The sequence below is a fragment of the Roseovarius sp. EL26 genome (genome assembly GCF_900327775.1).
Classification (GTDB): Bacteria; Pseudomonadota; Alphaproteobacteria; order Rhodobacterales; family Rhodobacteraceae; genus Roseovarius.
This window is the reverse complement of sequence record NZ_OUMZ01000006.1, coordinates 238,472-256,986: the sequence shown is the minus strand read 5'-3', so window position 1 is coordinate 256,986 and position 18,515 is coordinate 238,472. Positions and strand designations below refer to the sequence as shown.

The following is an 18,515-nucleotide window of genomic DNA, read 5'->3' as shown; positions in this document are numbered from 1 at the left end:
ACCACAGTTAGATCAAAAATTCTGAAAGAACTTCATCGTTAGTGATGTCACGGTAGTCAAATCCCGCCTGCGTCAGTTCATTTTGAATACGTTCAAAATTTTCCGCACGGGCTGTCTCAACCCCGATCAGAACCGAGCCAAAGTTGCGAGCTGACTTTTTGAGATACTCAAATCGGGCAATGTCATCTTCGGGGCCAAGGATTTGCAGAAACTCTTTCAATGCGCCCGGCCGTTGTGGCATGCGCAAAATGAAATATTTTTTCAAACCAGACGACCTACGGGCCCGTTCTTTGACTTCGGCAAAGCGCGCGAAATCAAAATTACCACCAGACGTGACACAGACCACGGTCTTGCCCCGAATGTCATCAGCGACATCTTTCAGCGCATCCAGCGCCAGTGCGCCAGCAGGCTCTAGAACGATTCCCTCGATATTCAGGAAGTCCATCATTGTCACACAGAGACGGTTTTCATTGATCGCAAGCACCTGTGAGGGATCAATATCGCGTAATCGGGCAAAGGTTTTCGCCCCGATTAACGCTACAGCCGCGCCATCTGCAAAATTGTCGACCTGCGCCAGACGTACAGGTTGCCCCGCCTCCAGCGCGGCTTTCAGACAGGCACCACCTTGTGGTTCAACCAGCGTATAGGTGCAGGCGTTGCCAAAGTAACTTTTGACCCCAGAGGACAGGCCACCGCCACCCACCGGCATAATGATTTGATCCGGCACCATTCCAAGCTGCGCTTCGATTTCTGCTGCGACCGACGCCTGACCCTCGATGACATCCTCATCATCAAAGGGGGACAGAAAATACCCTTTAACCTCTTCGCAATAAGCCTGCGCTGCGCTTAGTGTTTCGTCAAAATAGTCACCGATCAGGCGAATCGTTACATTATCAGCGCCAAACTTTTCTGTTTTGTCGATCTTTTGCTGCGGCGTGGTCACCGGCATGAAGATCGTGCCGTGAACACCAAAATGCTGGCACATATAGGCCACGCCCTGCGCGTGATTTCCAGCGCTAGCGCAGACAAAATTCCCAACCTCTGCATCATCCGCCAAAACCTTGCGCATGGCGTTGAAAGCACCGCGCAGCTTATAGGATCGAACCGGTGTCAGGTCCTCGCGCTTGAGATAGATCTCAGCGCCATAAAGATTGGAAAGATGGGCGTTGCGTTGCAGTGGTGTTTCGTCAAAAACACCGCGCATTTCACTGGCTGCAAGACGGGCAAGGGATTTAAAATCAGTCATGTCAGCCTGACTGCGCCATCACCGCATGAAAGGCAAGCCCGGAACCAACCCAGTCAGTCAATGCTGCGCCCTTCAACATAATGGCCATAAAAGGTGGTCAAGATACTGACATTCACCAACCCTAGGAAAAGGGTGAACCCAAGGCTGGCCAGAAACTCCAGAACTGGGGCAATCGCAGCCAGTGTTTCAAACGCAAGTTGTAGCACAAGCTGAATCGCAAAAAGGATCAGTACAATGGACACAATCGTCGTATTTGCACCCTCCGTGGCGCCCCACGCCTCAGACAATGTCATACGGCGACCGATGGCGACGGCAGGTAGCATAGGCACCAGCCGATAAAAGATAAGAATTGCAGCAACGACACCTATGAATATAAAAAGACTTCCCAATGCTGGCGACACAAGAGCAAAGATCAGCCCCGGCAACAATGCCAAGCCAGCAATGCATCCAATCACGATCCCGTATCCCAGATAAGATAAAACTTGCACGAGGCGAAAGGTTGGAATCCAACCCTTTGGGTATTCCTCCAATAGAACATAGCGGTGCCAAGCGACAAATATCCAAGTCGTGGCAGCAAGCCAGCCAACCCAAACCAACAGGAAAGGCTGCCATGCTTGCCCCACCAATTCAGGGTCGGAAAAATCCAGACTAAAGGACGGAAGAAGTGCATACGCCGCGAACCCAACAACTACAAGTGGTACCGTACTGATTTGAAGCGCTTCTTTTAGGTTGTTCCAAACCATCTGAAAGGCGTGCATCACAATTTTTAAGCCCTTCATGACACCCTCAAGTCTTGTTCATCACAGATTTAGCCCTACGCCGGAATTATGATCAAGGAAAGCGCAATCGCTTGCCCTACACGGCAAAACCCGATAAGCGCGCGGACGTGTTGAAATAAGGGGAAAACCGATGTCTGCGCCTAAGAAAGTTGTACTGGCTTATTCCGGTGGGCTTGATACCTCGATCATCCTGAAGTGGCTGCAAACCGAATACGGTTGCGAAGTGGTGACATTCACCGCCGATCTGGGACAGGGTGAAGAGCTGGATCCAGCCCGTGAAAAAGCGGAACTTCTTGGAATCAATCCAGATAACATCTTCATCGAAGATGTCCGAGAAGAGTTCGTGCGTGACTTCGTTTTTCCAATGTTCCGCGCCAATGCCGTTTATGAGGGGCTCTATCTGCTGGGCACATCCATTGCGCGCCCGCTAATTTCCAAACGTCTGGTTGAAATCGCTGAACAAACCGGCGCGGATGCCGTTGCACACGGTGCGACTGGCAAAGGCAACGATCAGGTTCGGTTCGAACTGGCCGCCTATGCCCTGAACCCGGACATCAAAGTCATCGCACCATGGCGTGAGTGGGACCTGAGCAGCCGGACAAAGCTTCTGGATTTTGCTGAAAAGAACCAAATTCCGATCGCCAAAGACAAACGCGGCGAAGCGCCGTTTTCTGTTGATGCCAACCTGCTGCACACCTCGTCCGAGGGTAAGGTTCTGGAAGATCCGGCAGTGATGGCGCCAGATTACGTTTATCAGCGCACGGTTAGCCCCGAATCTGCACCAGACACGCCTGAGTTCATCGAGATCGGCTTTGAAAAAGGCGACGCTGTCAGCATCAATGGCGAGGCGCTGAGCCCGGCTAGCGTACTGACTAAGCTCAATGAGCTGGGTGGCAAGCACGGCATTGGCCGGTTGGATCTGGTCGAAGGTCGCTTTGTCGGCATGAAATCCCGTGGGGTCTATGAGACACCGGGCGGCACCATCCTGTTGGAAGCGCACCGCGGCATTGAACAAATCACACTCGATCGGGGTGCCGCGCACCTGAAAGACGAGCTGATGCCGCGTTATGCTGAGCTGATCTACAACGGTTTCTGGTACAGCCCAGAGCGTGAGATGTTACAGGCCGCCATTGACGCCTCGCAAACCCACGTTACCGGTACCGTGCGCCTGAAACTGTACAAAGGTTCTGCATCGACAGTTGGCCGCTGGTCAGATCATTCGCTCTATTCCGAGGCGCACGTGACCTTTGAAGACGACGCTGGTGCGTACGATCAGAAAGATGCCGCTGGCTTCATTCAGTTGAATGCCCTGCGCCTGAAACTTCTGGCGGCGCGCGACAAACGCCTGAAAAGTTAAATTTAACTTATCTACATTTTCCAAAGGGCGCCATCTGGCGCCCTTTTTCGTTCCGAAAAAAACAGGCGCAGAATTCTCTACGCCTGTTTTAGTGTCTGTTTCAGATGAATTTATGCCAGATCGAAACGATCAGCGTTCATCACCTTGGTCCAGGCTGCGATGAAGTCATTAACAAATCGACCTTCGCCATCACCCTGGCCGTAAACCTCGGCAATGGCGCGCAATTGCGAGTTCGACCCAAAGACAAGATCAGCACGGGTTGCCGTCCATTTGACCTCACCCGAGGCACGATCACGCCCTTCAAAGAAGTTCTCGCACTCGGTCGTCGTTTTCCAAGCTGTCGACATATCTAAAACATTAACAAAGAAGTCATTGCTTAGTGTTTCAGCTTTGTCGGTGAAAACACCATGCTTGGAGCCGTCAGCGTTGGTATCCAGCACACGCATGCCACCAACCAGCGCAGTCATTTCCGGCGCGGTCAGGGTCAACAACTGTGCCTTATCGACCATCAGTGCCTCAGCTGAGACGCTGTAGCGACCTTTCAGATAGTTGCGGAATCCATCGGCAATCGGCTCAAGAACCGCGAAGCTGTCAACGTCAGTCTGCTCTTGAGAGGCATCCGTGCGACCCGGCGCAAACGGTACCGAAACATTGTGACCGGCGTTTTTCGCAGCCTGTTCGATCGCGGCATTGCCACCCAGAACGATCAAGTCTGCCAATGAAATCGGCTTCGCCGACGCAGCTTTGATACCTTCCAGCACATCCAGAACCTTGGCCAGTTGCGCAGGCTGGTTCACATCCCAGTCCTTTTGCGGCGCCAAACGAACGCGCGCACCATTGGCACCCCCGCGATAGTCAGATCCACGATAGGTCGAGGCTGACGCCCAGGCCGTCGACACTAACTCTGACAGCGACAGATCCGAAGCAAGGATTTTCGCCTTCAATTCTGCTGCATCTGCATCACTGATCAGTTCGTGATCAACCGCAGGCACGTTATCCTGCCAGATCAGATCTTCAGCCGGAACTTCAGAGCCCAGATAACGCGTTTTTGGCCCCATGTCGCGGTGTGTCAGTTTGAACCACGCACGCGCATAAGCATCAGCAAACTCCTCTGGGTTTTCATAGAAATGACGTGAAATAGGCTCTAATATCGGATCCATCCGCAGAGACAGGTCAGCCGTTGTCATGAAAGGGCGATGTTTGATCGATGGATCATGCGCATCTTCGATCATGTCTTCTTCGGCCACGTCTTTGGCCAACCACTGATGTGCGCCTGCGGGGCTTTTGACCAGTTCCCACTCGTACCCAAACAGGATCTTGAAATAGCCATGGTCCCATGTGGTTGGGTTTGGCTTCCATGCGCCTTCGAAACCCGATGTAGTGGTGTCACCAGCCATGCCAACGCCCAGCGCGTTCTTCCAACCAAAACCCATCTGCTCAATTGATCCGCCTTCGGGCTCTGCTCCGACTAGCTCAGGATCGCCGGCACCATGTGCCTTACCAAAGGTGTGGCCGCCCGCGACCAGAGCCACGGTTTCCGCATCAGTCATCCCCATGCGGCTGAATGTGTCGCGTACGTCAAAGCCGGATGCGACCGGATCGGGGTTACCATTGGGTCCTTCTGGATTGACGTAGATCAGGCCCATTTGTACCGCGGCGAGCGGGTTTTCCAACTCGCGATCACCGGAATATCGGTTGTCGTCCAGCCAAACCTCTTCAGTACCCCAGTAGATGTCTTCTTCTGGTTCCCAAATATCTGCTCGGCCACCGGCAAAACCAAAAGTTTTGAATCCCATCGATTCCATCGCGACGTTGCCCGCCAGAATCATCAGATCAGCCCACGACAATGAATTTCCGTACTTTTGCTTTACCGGCCACAACAGGCGGCGTGCCTTATCAAGGTTGCCATTGTCTGGCCAACTGTTGACCGGGGCGAAACGTTGATTGCCCGTGCCGCCACCACCGCGACCATCAGCCGTCCGGTATGTGCCAGCACTGTGCCAAGCCATCCGGACAAACAGCGGGCCATAATGGCCGTAGTCCGCTGGCCACCAATCCTGTGTATCTGTCATCAGAGCAGTCAGGTCTTTTTTCACGGCATCAAGGTCAAGTTTCTTGAACTCTTCTGCATAATCAAAGCCCTGACCCATTGGATCGGATTTTGCAGAATGCTGATGCAAGACCTTCAGATTCAGCTGGTTCGGCCACCAGTCTTTGTTTGTCGTCCCGCCGGGGGCGGTGTGCATGACCGGGCATTTGCCTACATTATTTCCGTCCATGTTGCTCTCCTATTGGCTGCAGTGGGTACCGGGGCCAAACGGCCCGGGTGCTGTTTCGATGTACCCGTATAATATTTGGATACTGAAATTGAATTGCATGCGGATGCTCGCCTGATCCGACGCTGCTTGCAAGGAAGGAATAGCAAAAGTATATGATTTATTAAAATTGTAATATTTTACGGTTTTGATAGTTTTTAATTATCTTTTCTGCTGATCTTTGACGGCAAGTTTCAGAAACCGCTGGAATGTTTCACATTCAAGATGATTTTCCGCCGGACAACGTGCGGCATGCAAAAGGCCATCTCGAATTGCGGTCAGCTGCCTGATTTTCTGATCCAACTCATTAGCTTTCGTCTGCAACTGTTGCCGATCAATCTCAGGACCACCGGATCGAAACACACCTGCGATTTCTGTTAAAGAAAACCCAGCGTTACGTCCGAGCGCAATTAACGCGAGACGGCTTAACACATCGCCATCGAACACCCGGCGCAACCCATTGCGCCCAATTGATGTAATCAGGCCGATTTCCTCGTAATAGCGCAGAGTTGATGCCGAGAATCCGGAACGCCTTGCCACCTCAACTATATCCATATCTTGTAACATGAATGCCTTGACCTCAAGTTGACTTGAAATGGTAGTCTCACAGAATCAACGACACAATCCAATCAGAAAGATTTCACAATGGATCCAAATTTCTGGCTCGCTCGATGGGAGAACAACCACCTTGGCTGGCATCAAGAGAAAGCACACCCATTACTGGTGACGCATCTGCAAGAGATCGTAGATGGAGCGGCATCCCGCATCTTTGTGCCTCTTTGTGGAAAGACTCTAGATATTGGTTGGCTACTTTCTCAAGGCTATCAGGTTGTCGGCGCTGAACTGAGCGAAATTGCCATCCAACAGCTATTTGAAGAGGCAAGCGTTGCCCCTGAAATCACCGCCATCGGACCGCTCAAACGTTATTCCGCACCACAGCTGGATATCTATGTTGGCGATGTTTTTGAGCTGAAACAAAGTCTAATTGGGCCGGTCGATGCTGTATATGATCGCGCGGCGATGGTTGCCTTGCCCGCAGAAATGCGTCAACGCTACACCCAACATCTGGCAGGCATCACGAAAAGAGCACCGCAACTTCTTATTTCTTTCGAATATGATCAGGATGTAATGCAAGGACCGCCATTTTCTGTACCTCACGCAGATATCGCGCAGCTCTATGGTGACAACTACGCAATATCTTTGCTTTCAGATCAGGATTTAACTGGTGGTTTAAAAGGCATCTGCCCCGCGCGTGAGCAGGCCTGGAAGTTAGCCCAAAAGTAAGCTTGGATCACAAAATAGCCCGGACCACTAGGCCCGGGCAGGTCGTTCTCGCGAACAGAGATAAACTTCTTTCCGTGAGCCGCGGCACATTAAGCGTGGACACCGGGCCGAGGTTCTTGATTTGCACCCGGCTCAGGGCACAATCGGCGCTGCTGAGCTGTTCGTGCGGCACAGCCGACTCGCCCGCCAAACAGTTCGGTTTTGGAATCGCGCAGCTTGTGCTTTTCGGTGTAGATCGTTTCCAATTCGACCTCCGGCAGATAAGAAAATGGCCGCAGGTTTCCCCACGACCATTCAAAATGTTTACTTCTTCAGGTTGGTCCAGATCTGATCATAAACCGCCTGCGTTTCCTCATTGCAAACTTCAACAAAGGCTGGTGTACCGGCCTCAGCTGGCGGGTTGTTCTCAGGCTGGGCCAACAGGTCGGCATCAAGGAATTCTGACACGCCGTTCAGGCCATTGTTATAGCGAGCAAAGTTGGAAACCGCCGCGATGTTTTCAGGCTCCAGCAGGAAGTCCATGAACTTGATCGCGCTGTCGCGGTTTGGTGCGTCTTTGAGCAGGACAACGTTGTCCATCCATGCCACATAACCCTCTTTCGGGAAGGCATATTGCAGGCTACCCAGCTCGGCACGGGCCTTGGCGGCGAAGCCATCATAGATCATGCCAGCGGCCACGTCGCCCGAGACCAAAACCTCCTTGGCAGTATCCGAGTTGAACGAAGCCCAATGCACCTTGGCGTTTTGCAACATCTCGTTCAGGGCCTTGAGTTGCTCGCGGTCTGTGGAACATTGTGGAATGCCCATGTGCAGTGAGGCCAAAGCCGTCACTTCACCCTGACTATCCAGAACATTCACCTTACCTGACAACTCTTCGGGCGTGTTGAACAGGATGTCGGTGGTGTTGATGTCACCAGTATATTTTGCAGTGTCCACGGCAAAGGCGGTGGAACCCCACTGATAAGGAATTGAATGCTTGCGACCAGGGTCAAAGCTGGGGTCGGCCCAGTCAGGGGCGATATTACCTTTGTTTTGCAGCTCGCCATCACCGATAGTGTCCAGCATGCCTTCGCCCGCCATAATCGAGACCATATAGTCGCCGGGAACAGCGACGTCATAGGTACCGATAGCACCAGCCTTCAATGAAGCCAGCATCGCCTCGTTTGAATCGTAGGTGTCCATGGTCACCTCGATGCCGGTTTCGGCTGTGAACTGATCCAGCAACTCTTGTGGCATGTACTCAAACCAGTGATAGATCACCAGTTGGCCTTCGGCGACGGCAGCGTTGGCGCCCGTAATCAGGGCAAGCGAGGCAACGCTTGTTTTCAGTAGGTTTTTCATTGTTCTCTCCATCTGTTGGTTATTTGGTGTTGTCCGATTTGCTGACGAAATAGCTGATGGTGACCATCACAATGGACACGCTCAGCAGCATGGTCGAAATCGCCATGACATTGGGCTTGAGGCCCTGTTTGACCGAGCCAAAGATCGCAGTCGGAAGGGTTTCGACCCCTGCACCTTTGACAAAGTTGGTGATGATGAAGTCATCCAAGCTGACGATAAAGGCCAGCAGGAAGCCCGAGATAATCCCCGGCATCATCAATGGAAGCAGGATCTTAGTGAAAGCCTGCTTTTTGGTGGCATAGAGATCCATCGCAGCCTGTTCGTACGTGTCTTCGATCCCTTGCATCCGAGCCGAGATCGGCAGGTAAGCAAAAGGAATACAGAAGGCGATATGCGAGACCAAGATGGTCATCAGACCACGTTCAAACCCGATTGAATTGAAGAAGATCAACACGGCAACTGCAGTCACGATTTCTGGCACCATAAGTGGCAGGGAGATTAAGCCAAACGAGACCGATCGCAAACGGAACTTGCCACCCCGGACCATGGCCGTTGCCGCCAATGTAGCGATGGTCGTGGCCGTTGTGGCTGCGACAATTGCGATTATGAACGAGTTGCGCGCCGCCACTTTGAATTTACCAGACTCAGGCCCGGTAAAGACATCCGTATACCAGCGCAGGCTCAACCCCTCCCACACCGTCAAGGATTGCGAGGCATTAAAGCTGTAGATCGTCACAACCAGCAATGGTGCATAAAGGATGAACAGACACAGCAGGGTGATCGCCCGAAAGCCGGGGAAGGATTTGATATCGTATTTACCTTTTGACATCAACTTGCTCCTTTCTCGGCTTTGGACTGTTGTCGGGCAAAGATCATTAGGATGACCAAAACCATGGTCAGCAGAATCATTGATGCCGCTGCCCCAAAGGGCCAGTTACCTGCGTTGCCTTTGAACTGTTCTTCGATCAATGAGCCGATCATGAAGTTCTTGGCCCCGCCCAGAAGGTCAGGCGCAAGGAACGACCCCATTGAAGGCACAAACACCAGAATGCAGCCCGCTATTACGCCCGGTTTCACCGCTGGCAGCAGGATGCGCCGTAGGGTGATCCATTTGGTGGCATAAAGATCCGCCGCCGCCTCGGAGAGCGAGAAATTGTAACGCTCAACCGCTGCGTAGATTGGCAGCACCATGAAGGGCAGGTAGGAATAAAACAGACCCAATTGCACCGCAAAGTTGGTATTTACGATGTGCAACGGGCTGTCGATGACCCCGATGTTGAGCAGGAAATCATTCAACGGGCCCTGATCACGCAACAGAAATTTCATCGAAACCGTTCGGATCAATAGGTTCACCCAATAAGGGATAGTGATCAAGAAAACCCAGATCGGACGAGACTTTTCTGGCTGTGTTGCGATGAAATAAGCCGTTGGAAAGCCGATCAAGAGGCTCAACAGCGTTGCCGCCCCCGCCTGCCAGATTGAGCGCCAGAAGATCGAAATATAAGTCCATTCGATCTTGGGCGCTTCGTCGCCAAACAGGCCACGGTCAAAGAAGAACTGGTCATATGCTGAAAGGCTGAACTCCCAGATCACGCCGCCACGGAATTCCTTGGTCAGGAATGAATAGACCAGCATCATCAAAACCGGAGCCAAGACAAAGATGCCGATGGTGACCCATGCGGGCATCAACAGCCAATATTTGGACTCCGCATAGGTGTCGGTTGTTGCGCTGCCGCCGCTTGCTGCACCCGCGGCCATCAGTCCACCAGGAGGCGGCCCGCCCCCTGCTCCATATTGACGTAAATCTCACTGCCGGGTTCAAAGATACGTTTGTTGCCACGGTCAGAGTTCGATGTTCGTACGATAAAGTCCGGCCCTTCGGCCAGTGTCACCACCGTCGACAGATCCGTGCCGATGTAGATGTTTTCTTTGACTGTACCCTTAAGGCTTTCAGATTCTGTCGGCGCATCAGACATGAACATCCGCTCGGGCCGGACTGACATGTGAACCGTCGAGCCCGCGCCGATTTCATCGACCGCATTGCAAGTCAGCTCATGCCCCCCTCCCAGATGACAAATAGCGCGCCCATGTTCGATTTTATCGACAGAGACCTCAAGCAGGTTGGTTTCACCAATGAAGTCGGCAACAAACATGTTGCGCGGGCGTTCGTATATGTCACGCGCTTCGCCAAGTTGCTGTAACTCACCGGCTGACATGACCGCGATGCGGTCTGACATGGTTAGTGCTTCTTCCTGATCGTGAGTCACGAAAATGAAGGTAATCCCAGTTTCCCGTTGCAAATGCTTAAGCTCGATCTGCATCGCCTTACGCAGCTTTAGGTCAAGCGCAGATAGTGGTTCATCCAACAGCAGAACTTTGGGCTGTGGCGCCAGCGCACGCGCCAGCGCCACACGTTGTTGCTGCCCACCAGAGAGCTGTGATGGTTTACGGGCAGCAAATTGTGAAAGCTGTACCAGCTCCAAAACCTCACCCGCCCTTTTGCGGGCGTCTGATTTGGAACTACCGCGCATTTCCAAACCGAAGGCGACGTTGTCCAGAATCGTCATATGCGGAAACAGCGCATAGTTCTGGAAAACAGTGTTCACCGGCCGTTTGTAAGGTGGCAGATTTTCGATTTCTTCACCGTAAAGGAAGATCTCTCCTTCGGTGACATTCTCAAAGCCTGCGATCATACGCAAAAGCGTTGTTTTACCGCATCCCGATGGTCCCAACAGTGTGAAAAACTCGTTGTCCTTGATGGACAGCGAAATGGTTTTCAACGCTGTGAAATCGCCATAGCGTTTGACCGCCTCGCGCACATCGATTGCGTTTTCCCGAGTATCCGACAAATGCGCCTCCCTTAATCCCTATTCGCTTAAACCAGCATAGTGAAACCATGTTCTTGCGATAAGAATTGAGTTCCTCAGCCTTACTTAGGTAAAACCTAAGCTAATGGTGTTTTGCATAAGGTAATGCTTAAACACGGCTGCGCCGGTTTGGTCGTGTCGTTCCGTTTCGTTCCGCTGGGTCTGTGATTGTCTTGGGCACTCAGCACATCTTGGATGCGGGTAGCGGTGGCAGCCTGGGCTGCGGCCTCATCACAGGCTCTCCCTTTCATAACCCCTATTCGGTATTGCCTTTCGTTTGAATAACACATTAGAGGTATGCCCCGCTGCGCCCGCCAATTGCGGAAAATGGCCAGCACGGCGATCAGCAGGAACATCACCTCGATCACGATGACCCCCAGATCGGGGCGTACCAAAAGTGAGGCCATCACCAGCCCACCGCCAATAATGTTGATCAGGTTGAAATGGCTCTGATCCGCCGGAAGAATGCCGCGCGCCGCCAGATAATAAGCAATCACGATGATCATCGAGCCGATCAACCCGATTGCATCGTATATGAAGAGCTCTTCCAGCATCCGCCGTTTACCCCTTCAAATCCTGCAGGATGCGATCCATCATCGCGTCACAGACGTTCAGTTGTTCCAGGGTGATGTATTCATCCGGCTTATGGCCCTGCCCTTCCATCGAGCCGGGTCCGCAGACCACAGTGGGAATACCTAAGCCATCGAAATACCCCGCCTCGGTACCAAAGGCGACTTTGGTAACCGAATTGGTCTGCGCCAGTTTCTGGGCATACGGCACAATCGCGGCCTCAGCGGCCACATCCAAACCTGGATAATCGTTGTATTGTTCCACATCGATTTTCGCATCGGGGAACGCGGCCTGCCGCTGGCAGGAGACACGTTCGGCAGCTTCCATGACCCTGGCCAGAATATCGGCGGGCTTATCGGCGGCCAGATGGCGATATTCAAAATCAATAATCGCCGTATCCGGCACGATATTGAGGGCGGTTCCACCCGACAGTTTGCCCACATGGATGGTTGAATACGGCACGCCATACGCCGCATCATGCGCGCCATTTCGAGCCAAATCCGCCTGAAAATCGCGTAATTCACCGACAAAGTCTGTGGCCAGATGCAGGGCATTGAGGAACTGAGGTGCAAGGGCTGAATGCCCGGCTTGGCCGTGGCAGGTTGCGCGCAAGGCGGCCTTGCCCTTGTGACCGATGGCGACCTGCATCTCGGTCGGCTCACCGACAAAACAGACGCGCGGCAGGCCAATCGAAGACTCCAACCGATCGATCATTTTCTTGATACCGACGCAGCCGACTTCCTCGTCATAAGAAAAGGCAATCTTCAGCGGCTCATTCAACTGGGTTTTAGATGCCCGATCCGCTAGCGCCATGACGCTGGCCACGTAGCCTTTCATGTCGGTGGTGCCCCGACCATACAGGCGACCCCCTTCACGTGTGAGCTTGAAGGGATCCTTGCTCCAATCTTGTCCTGCGACTGGCACCACATCAGTGTGCGCCGAAAGCATCACGCCTGCACCATTCGCCGCAGGCCCTAAAACCGCATAGAGCCCAGCCTTTTGCCCGGTTTCATCTGGGACATGGGTGACCTCAAACCCTCGAGCACACAGAAACTCTTCGATATATGCAATGATATCGAGGTTCGAGTTTGCGCTGATGGTGTTGAAACCGATCAACCGGTCAAGAATATCGAGGGTCTGGGTCATGGTCATTCTACCGCTATCTATTGCACCACGTCAGTCCACCGCCAATTCGGTAATCTCACGGCGGAACGGCAGAGCATCACCAATGTCGCCTCCATCCAGCTCTCGCGCATAGCGGTGACCAGCGTAGGTCGACCATGCGATTGGGCCGGGGGCCTCGGCATCGCCAAACATTTTGACCGATTTGATACCCGCATCCGCCCAGTCAGCTTCGCGCGATTTCAGGTCATTGTACACAGTATCATTGCCTGTGCGTGACGCCACCATGACAACAGCATCGGCAGCAAAGTCTTGTGTGCGGCCGGTATAAACGCAATCGCTAACAACGTGGTCCGTCGCGATCTGTGCAACACCACGATTGAGAACAATCTCAACCCCAATTTCGACCAGTTTGGCATGAATAGTGGCTTGCTCGAGCGTGTTGTTGGTCCAATCCGAGACAAAAGCCGAGGGCGTAATCAGTGTTACCTTGGCACCCGCCTTGGCAAGCAATTCAGCCAACACACCGCCCATGTAATAGTGATCATCATCATAGACTACGACGTTGCCTTCGGGCACGGTGCCATCCATCAAATCGTCAGGGGTGTAGATCTTTGTACCGGCATCGATTGGCATCGGCACAACGTGCTGACGCGAGACACCATCCCGGCGCCATGTTGCGCCCGTTGCAATGGCCACGTTTTCAAACCCGAACTCCAGAATGCTGTCGGCATCCAACTCGCTGTCGAAATAGATGTCCACGTTTGGACGTTGTTGCAGCTGATATTCACGGTAATCTGCCACCCGCCCCCAGGCCGACAGGCCGGGCAGTTTACGCTCGCGGGTGACGCGCCCGCCAATCTCGGTCTTGGCCTCGGCAATCGCGACATCATAGCCACGACGCGAAAGCGCCCAGGCTGCCTCAAGTCCCGCCGGGCCAGAACCAACGATCAGCACATTCTCACTGCTGCCTTTGGCATTCATGGTCTCGGGATGCCAGCCTTTGCGCCATTCTTCCATAAAGGTGGGGTTCTGAGTGCAGCGGCTGATCGACATGGTCATGTCACCAGTAATGCAGATGTTGCAGCCAATACATTCACGGATATCTTCGACCCGGCCTTCATCGATTTTCTTTGGAATAAATGGATCTGCAATCGACGGGCGCGCGCAGCCGATCATATCCAGCGTGCCAGATTTGATCATCTTGACCATGACATCGGGTGAAGTGAAACGGCCCACGCCCACAATTGGCTTATCCGTCAGATCGTGAATGCCGCGGACCAGTTCCTCTTGTGCGGCCTCCCCTTTGAAGCGGCTGGGGCCGGAACAGTCTTCCCATGTACCCTGGGCCAGATCCCAAATATCAGGCAGGTTGCGGTTCATTTCGACAAATTCGCGTACTTCGGCATTGGAAAAACCCAGATCACCGATGGTTTCATCCAACGAAACCCGCAGCGCGATGGCGATTGTGTCGCCTACGGCATCCTTGATGTCCGCAATCACTTCATTGGCAAAGCGCGAGCGGTTTTCCAGTGAGCCGCCATACTCATCAGTCCGGTGGTTGGTTGCCCGGCTGAGGAAGTGTTGAAAAATACCAAAGCCATGTGCGCCGTAGAGGTTAATCAGGTCAAAGCCTGCTTCTTTTGAGCGTTTCGCTGCGTTCACGAACCAACGGCGCAGATCCTTGATCTCTGATTTCGACAAAGCGCGCGCCTGCACCGGATCATTGGTAAAGGTTCGGATCGGCAAGGCCGACGGGGCAAGCGGCACTTCTTTGGTATAAAGGTTGGGACCATTGATACCTGAATAAGCCAGCTGGATGCCCGCCAGAGCGCCATGAGTTTTCATTTTTTCGGACATCTTACGCAATTGCGGGATGTCTTTGTCTTCCCACAGGCGCAATTCAATAAACGGAGTGATTTCCGAAGTGTGGTGCATCTCGCACTGCTCGGTAAAGATCACACCCCAGCCACCTTCAGCTTTGATGCCACGCATGGCAGCCGCAGCCGATGGGTCACGATATCCTCCGCCATTGCAATGTGGCACTTGATAGAAACGGTTTTTGGCGGTGTGAGGCCCGAGTTTGATCGGTTCAAATAGAATATCATAACGTGGGTCGCGCATGATATGCTCTCCCTTCGGTGCTTGGCTTGATAGCGGGCGCGCAATCTGATCGCATACCACTTTTTTTACTTAAAGTATTCTACTAACGCGCCATAAAGGGGTATATACCCCCAGAGAGGTATGATGATGACGGATGAGACCACCTCCAAGGCGCTTGGCGATACAATCAATGCCCTAGGCACCAGCGACTTTGCGCCAGCTTTGTATCATTGGCTGCAGGGCAACTGCGCCATTGATAACATCACCATCATCGCGTTTTTTCAGGATCGTAAACCCGAGGTATTTTTCTCACATACAAATGTAAGACGCGTTTTTGAGAGGTTGGAAAGCGAATATGTCCGAGGTGCTTATCTGTTGGACCCGGCTCATGCCTTGCATCTCAATGACGCGAACGAAGATCTGTACCGTTACAAAGACATCGCCCCCGATCACTTTCAACGAACCGAGTTTTTTGCCGCCTACTACGGGCGCACCACGCTGGTGGATGAACTGATCTATTTTGTGCAACCTGCTGATGGTGTGTCAGTCACCATATGTATTGGACGCGATGCCTCCTCAAAGCGTAAATTCTCAACAAAAGCGATAGCGCAAGCCCGCGCACTCGCGCCAATCGTGACCGCGCTATCGAAACAGCAATGGCACGACCTGCAATCCACGAAAACCACCAGTTCCGAACCGGTACCAGAAACGCTACGCGAGCGGTTAGTGGCAGAAAAAGACATCGCACTAAGTCCTCGCCAATCCGAAATCGCCTTCATGATCCTGAAAGGGCATTCGTCGGTTTCCATAGGTTTGACCCTCGGGATCAGCCCTCAAACAGTGAAGGTCATCCGCAAACAGCTTTACAAGAAATGTATGATTTCCTCGCAGGCCGAGCTGTTTTCGTTGCTCACACCATATTTGTTGGGAAAGTAGAAAGTGCGCATTTAATATTCATCAAACACGATAACTGTCCCGGACACACTTTTATTGCCAAGCAAGTTACATTTAGTTCTCGTAGACGAATATGAATCACAATCGATAAATGATGAGCGATTGCGGATTGCTACGTCAGCCCAGGCAACCTTTTCTCCCGAATCATATCCTCGCAATGGCTGGTGAAAGCCCGCACCGTAATACTAGTATCGGCGCCTTTGGCCATCAGAAGGCCCATGTTTAGCGGACGCACATCGCCGACCAATGGGATGAGCTTCAGCTTACCACCGTCGGGGGATTCGTCATTCAGTGGACGGATATTAGCGATGGAATAACCAAAGCCATTGGCGACCAGACTACGCATAACGGCCATATCATGGGTGCGCTCTGCAATTTTTGCCCGTTGTCCCTGTGATTTAAAGAATGACAGAAAATACTCGCTACTATGCGGCAGATCGAGCAAGATCATTGCCTGATCTTTCAACTGCTCGACCCTGATTTCAGTCAGCTCTGCCAGCGGATGCTCTGGACTAACTAGCACATATGGCGACAATCCCAGCAAAGGCACAAATTGCAAATCCAAAGGTATGTCCAGCTCATAAGTCAGGGCGACGTCCAGCTCTGCCCGCCTGATGCGGCTGAAAATATCAACCTGATTGAGCTCATATTGTTTGATGGTGACTGCCGGGTATTCTGCCTCGAACTCACGCCGGAGTCGCGGTGCGAGAATCTGCGCAAACGTCAGCAAGCACCCCAGACGCAGAGGCCCTTGCACATTGCCTGAAATCTCTCCTGCCAGGCTGGACAGCTCGCTTGAGGCAAGAAGAACCTTTGCCGATTGTTCCATCAGCCGTATGCCCGCTTCGGTCAGGGTCAATCCATGTGCCCGCTTTCGAACAAACAAAGACAGGCCAAACTCAGCTTCGAGCTGCGAGATCGACGCGGAAATCGACGGCGACGAGACATTCAGTTTTTCACTGGCCGCCGCGATGCTTCCACATTCGCCAGCGGCGATGAAGTACTCCAGTTGGCGCAAGGTGAAACGCAATGCCATCGCAAAAGCCAGTCTTGGTTTTCAGGGCCCGGTCAGGTCCGGTACTTGATCCATGTTGTTTTCAAAGCAGTATACTTATCCAAAGAGTGTAAAGACAGGTCGCGACCAAAGCCAGACTGTTTCATCCCACCAAATGGCGTCTGTGCCGATAACGCATCCATTGTATTAACTGACACTGTCCCAGCATAAAGCGCATCCGCTACCCGGTGGGCACGGTTCAGGTTATCGGTCCAGACCGACGCTGCCAAACCGTAGATAGAATCGTTCGCCATGGCGACGGCCTCAGATTCTGTATCAAACGGAATGATCGACAAAACCGGGCCAAAGATCTCATCACGGGCAAGCGGATTATCATGTGCCACATCAGCAAAAATGGTCGGCTGAACAAAACAACCCTTACCGTCCACGGTGACCCTTTCGCCGCCAGCAACCAAATCAGCGGTTTTTTTACCCTCTTCTACGAAGCGCATGATGCCTTGGGTTTGGCGCTCATTCACAATCGCACCCATTTTAGAGGTCGGATCAAGTGGATCACCCGGTTGCATTGCTTCAGCGCGAGCAATCATCTTTTCGACAAACGCATCCTTGATCGAGCGCTCAACATAGATCCGCGAATTGGCCGAACAAACCTCGCCCTGATTGAAGAAGATGCCAAAGGCCGCCATATCCGCCGCCGCATCCAGATCCTCACAGTCGGCGAAGATCAGGTTCGGGCTTTTGCCTCCAGTTTCCGGCCAGACCGATTTCAGGTTTGATTGCCCCGAATAAATCATGAACATTTTACCAATGGCAGTGGATCCGGTGAAAGCCAGACAATCCACATCCATATGCAGGCCCAACGCCTTGCCAGCGCCCAAACCATAGCCCGGCACCACGTTGAACACTCCCTCAGGAATGCCAGCTTCAACCGCCAATTCAGCCAGACGCAGGGCTGACAAAGGTGACTGTTCCGCTGGTTTGAGAACAAAAGAGTTGCCCGCCGCCAATGCCGCGGCCCCTTTCCATGTCGCCATATCCAGCGGAAAGTTCCACGGTGTCACCGCCCCTACTACACCTAATGGCACACGTTTGATCAACGCCAGATCACCGGGGCCAGTGGGGGCAACCTCATCATAAATTTTATCGATGGCTTCGGCATACCATTGGAAAAAATGCGCCGATCCGGGGGCATCGACAGTGGCCGCATCTGTTACCAACTTGCCCATGTCCAAACTGTCCAGCAGCGCCATTTCTTCAAGGTTTTCACGGATCAGATCCGCCAGCTTGAGCATCACCGCCTTACGATCCCCGGGAGCCGCACGCGACCAGCTGCCTGAATCAAACGCCCTGCGTGCTGCAATGACAGCACGATTCACATCCTCTTCGTCGCACTCGGCAACTTGCGCCAGCACCTCACCGGTAGCTGGGTTAATGCTATCAAAGGTCTTGCCGGAAGCCGCATCAACGAATTTCCCATCAACAAAGGCCTGATCACGAAATGTCAGCGCAGCAGCGCGAGATTTCCAATCATCATGAGTATAATCAAGCATGAAAGTCTCCTT

The 18,515-nt window shown here is 52.8% G+C and carries 17 protein-coding genes; 3 read left to right on the top strand and 14 right to left on the bottom strand.

Annotated elements, in window-relative coordinates:
- Positions 1-7: 7 nt before the first annotated feature.
- Positions 8-1,246, bottom strand: coding sequence for a threonine ammonia-lyase IlvA (gene ilvA / locus D9A02_RS06125; protein ID WP_120500104.1), 1,239 nt, complete (start codon positions 1,244-1,246; stop codon positions 8-10).
- A gap of 53 nt (positions 1,247-1,299) precedes the next feature.
- Positions 1,300-2,025: a hypothetical protein gene (locus tag D9A02_RS06120; RefSeq protein WP_120500103.1), complete on the bottom strand. Its 726-nt coding sequence runs from the start codon at positions 2,023-2,025 to the stop codon at positions 1,300-1,302.
- A 130-nt stretch (positions 2,026-2,155) separates the two neighbouring features.
- Here D9A02_RS06120 and D9A02_RS06115 point away from each other — a divergent pair, with 130 nt between their 5' ends.
- Positions 2,156-3,382, top strand: a complete 1,227-nt coding sequence (locus tag D9A02_RS06115; RefSeq protein WP_120500102.1) for an argininosuccinate synthase — start codon at positions 2,156-2,158, stop codon at positions 3,380-3,382.
- A gap of 110 nt (positions 3,383-3,492) precedes the next feature.
- Here the strand turns inward: D9A02_RS06115 and katG are convergent, their stop codons facing one another.
- Both katG and D9A02_RS06105 read right to left on the bottom strand, forming a co-directional pair.
- Positions 3,493-5,661 carry a catalase/peroxidase HPI gene (gene katG, locus D9A02_RS06110; protein ID WP_120500101.1) on the bottom strand — a complete coding sequence of 723 codons (2,169 nt, stop codon included), beginning with the start codon at positions 5,659-5,661 and terminating at the stop codon, positions 3,493-3,495.
- 198 nt (positions 5,662-5,859) lie between these two features.
- The gene (locus tag D9A02_RS06105) at positions 5,860-6,264 is read right to left on the bottom strand and encodes a helix-turn-helix domain-containing protein (RefSeq protein WP_216824951.1); all 405 of its coding nucleotides are present in this window, start codon (positions 6,262-6,264) and stop codon (positions 5,860-5,862) included.
- A 78-nt stretch (positions 6,265-6,342) separates the two neighbouring features.
- Between D9A02_RS06105 and tmpT the strand changes: the two genes are divergently transcribed.
- Positions 6,343-6,981, top strand: a complete 639-nt coding sequence (gene tmpT, locus D9A02_RS06100; protein ID WP_120500100.1) for a thiopurine S-methyltransferase — start codon at positions 6,343-6,345, stop codon at positions 6,979-6,981.
- Between the two features lie 89 nt (positions 6,982-7,070).
- On the opposite strand, the gene D9A02_RS19160 is transcribed toward tmpT, so the two are convergent.
- From D9A02_RS19160 to D9A02_RS06065, 8 genes are all read right to left on the bottom strand, one after another.
- A complete protein-coding gene (locus D9A02_RS19160; protein ID WP_162932976.1) occupies positions 7,071-7,226 on the bottom strand; it encodes a hypothetical protein in 156 nt (51 codons plus the stop codon).
- A gap of 58 nt (positions 7,227-7,284) precedes the next feature.
- The gene (locus D9A02_RS06095; protein WP_120500099.1) at positions 7,285-8,322 is read right to left on the bottom strand and encodes an extracellular solute-binding protein; all 1,038 of its coding nucleotides are present in this window, start codon (positions 8,320-8,322) and stop codon (positions 7,285-7,287) included.
- A 19-nt stretch (positions 8,323-8,341) separates the two neighbouring features.
- Positions 8,342-9,151 (bottom strand): ABC transporter permease, encoded by an 810-nt coding sequence (locus D9A02_RS06090; protein WP_120500098.1) that lies wholly within the window; start codon positions 9,149-9,151, stop codon positions 8,342-8,344.
- A complete protein-coding gene (locus D9A02_RS06085) occupies positions 9,151-10,080 on the bottom strand; it encodes an ABC transporter permease (protein ID WP_120500097.1) in 930 nt (309 codons plus the stop codon). Before D9A02_RS06085 ends, D9A02_RS06090 begins: the two co-directional genes overlap by 1 nt.
- Positions 10,080-11,171 (bottom strand): ABC transporter ATP-binding protein, encoded by a 1,092-nt coding sequence (locus D9A02_RS06080; protein WP_120500096.1) that lies wholly within the window; start codon positions 11,169-11,171, stop codon positions 10,080-10,082. Before D9A02_RS06080 ends, D9A02_RS06085 begins: the two co-directional genes overlap by 1 nt.
- Positions 11,172-11,266: 95 nt before the next feature.
- A complete protein-coding gene (locus D9A02_RS06075) occupies positions 11,267-11,695 on the bottom strand; it encodes a hypothetical protein (RefSeq protein ID WP_162932975.1) in 429 nt (142 codons plus the stop codon).
- 55 nt (positions 11,696-11,750) lie between these two features.
- Complete coding sequence (gene argE / locus D9A02_RS06070) at positions 11,751-12,905, bottom strand: acetylornithine deacetylase (protein WP_120500413.1); 1,155 nt, start codon at positions 12,903-12,905, stop codon at positions 11,751-11,753.
- A gap of 30 nt (positions 12,906-12,935) precedes the next feature.
- Positions 12,936-15,005, bottom strand: a complete 2,070-nt coding sequence (locus D9A02_RS06065) for an FAD-dependent oxidoreductase (protein ID WP_120500094.1) — start codon at positions 15,003-15,005, stop codon at positions 12,936-12,938.
- Positions 15,006-15,131: 126 nt separating this feature from the next.
- Between D9A02_RS06065 and D9A02_RS06060 the strand changes: the two genes are divergently transcribed.
- Positions 15,132-15,920 carry a helix-turn-helix transcriptional regulator gene (locus D9A02_RS06060; RefSeq protein WP_162932974.1) on the top strand — a complete coding sequence of 263 codons (789 nt, stop codon included), beginning with the start codon at positions 15,132-15,134 and terminating at the stop codon, positions 15,918-15,920.
- A gap of 130 nt (positions 15,921-16,050) precedes the next feature.
- On the opposite strand, the gene D9A02_RS06055 is transcribed toward D9A02_RS06060, so the two are convergent.
- Entirely contained in the window at positions 16,051-16,974 is a 924-nt protein-coding gene (locus D9A02_RS06055) for a LysR family transcriptional regulator (RefSeq protein ID WP_120500092.1), read from the bottom strand.
- A gap of 32 nt (positions 16,975-17,006) precedes the next feature.
- Positions 17,007-18,503 carry an aldehyde dehydrogenase gene (locus D9A02_RS06050; RefSeq protein WP_120500091.1) on the bottom strand — a complete coding sequence of 499 codons (1,497 nt, stop codon included), beginning with the start codon at positions 18,501-18,503 and terminating at the stop codon, positions 17,007-17,009.
- Positions 18,504-18,515: the final 12 nt, after the last annotated feature.

What these genes read in the sequence shown, in the direction of transcription:
- D9A02_RS06050 (WP_120500091.1), bottom strand. Translation starts at nt 18,503, where the DNA reads ATGCTTGATTATACTCATGATGATTGGAAATCTCGCGCTGCTGCGCTG.
- tmpT (WP_120500100.1), top strand. Translation starts at nt 6,343, where the DNA reads ATGGATCCAAATTTCTGGCTCGCTCGATGGGAGAACAACCACCTTGGC.
- D9A02_RS06060 (WP_162932974.1), top strand. Translation starts at nt 15,132, where the DNA reads ATGACGGATGAGACCACCTCCAAGGCGCTTGGCGATACAATCAATGCC.
- D9A02_RS06105 (WP_216824951.1), bottom strand. Translation starts at nt 6,264, where the DNA reads ATGTTACAAGATATGGATATAGTTGAGGTGGCAAGGCGTTCCGGATTC.
- ilvA (WP_120500104.1), bottom strand. Translation starts at nt 1,246, where the DNA reads ATGACTGATTTTAAATCCCTTGCCCGTCTTGCAGCCAGTGAAATGCGC.
- argE (WP_120500413.1), bottom strand. Translation starts at nt 12,905, where the DNA reads ATGACCCAGACCCTCGATATTCTTGACCGGTTGATCGGTTTCAACACC.
- D9A02_RS06055 (WP_120500092.1), bottom strand. Translation starts at nt 16,974, where the DNA reads ATGGCATTGCGTTTCACCTTGCGCCAACTGGAGTACTTCATCGCCGCT.
- D9A02_RS06090 (WP_120500098.1), bottom strand. Translation starts at nt 9,151, where the DNA reads ATGTCAAAAGGTAAATACGATATCAAATCCTTCCCCGGCTTTCGGGCG.
- D9A02_RS06065 (WP_120500094.1), bottom strand. Translation starts at nt 15,005, where the DNA reads ATGCGCGACCCACGTTATGATATTCTATTTGAACCGATCAAACTCGGG.
- D9A02_RS06085 (WP_120500097.1), bottom strand. Translation starts at nt 10,080, where the DNA reads ATGGCCGCGGGTGCAGCAAGCGGCGGCAGCGCAACAACCGACACCTAT.
- D9A02_RS06095 (WP_120500099.1), bottom strand. Translation starts at nt 8,322, where the DNA reads ATGAAAAACCTACTGAAAACAAGCGTTGCCTCGCTTGCCCTGATTACG.
- katG (WP_120500101.1), bottom strand. Translation starts at nt 5,661, where the DNA reads ATGGACGGAAATAATGTAGGCAAATGCCCGGTCATGCACACCGCCCCC.
- D9A02_RS06115 (WP_120500102.1), top strand. Translation starts at nt 2,156, where the DNA reads ATGTCTGCGCCTAAGAAAGTTGTACTGGCTTATTCCGGTGGGCTTGAT.
- D9A02_RS06120 (WP_120500103.1), bottom strand. Translation starts at nt 2,025, where the DNA reads ATGAAGGGCTTAAAAATTGTGATGCACGCCTTTCAGATGGTTTGGAAC.
- D9A02_RS06075 (WP_162932975.1), bottom strand. Translation starts at nt 11,695, where the DNA reads ATGATCATCGTGATTGCTTATTATCTGGCGGCGCGCGGCATTCTTCCG.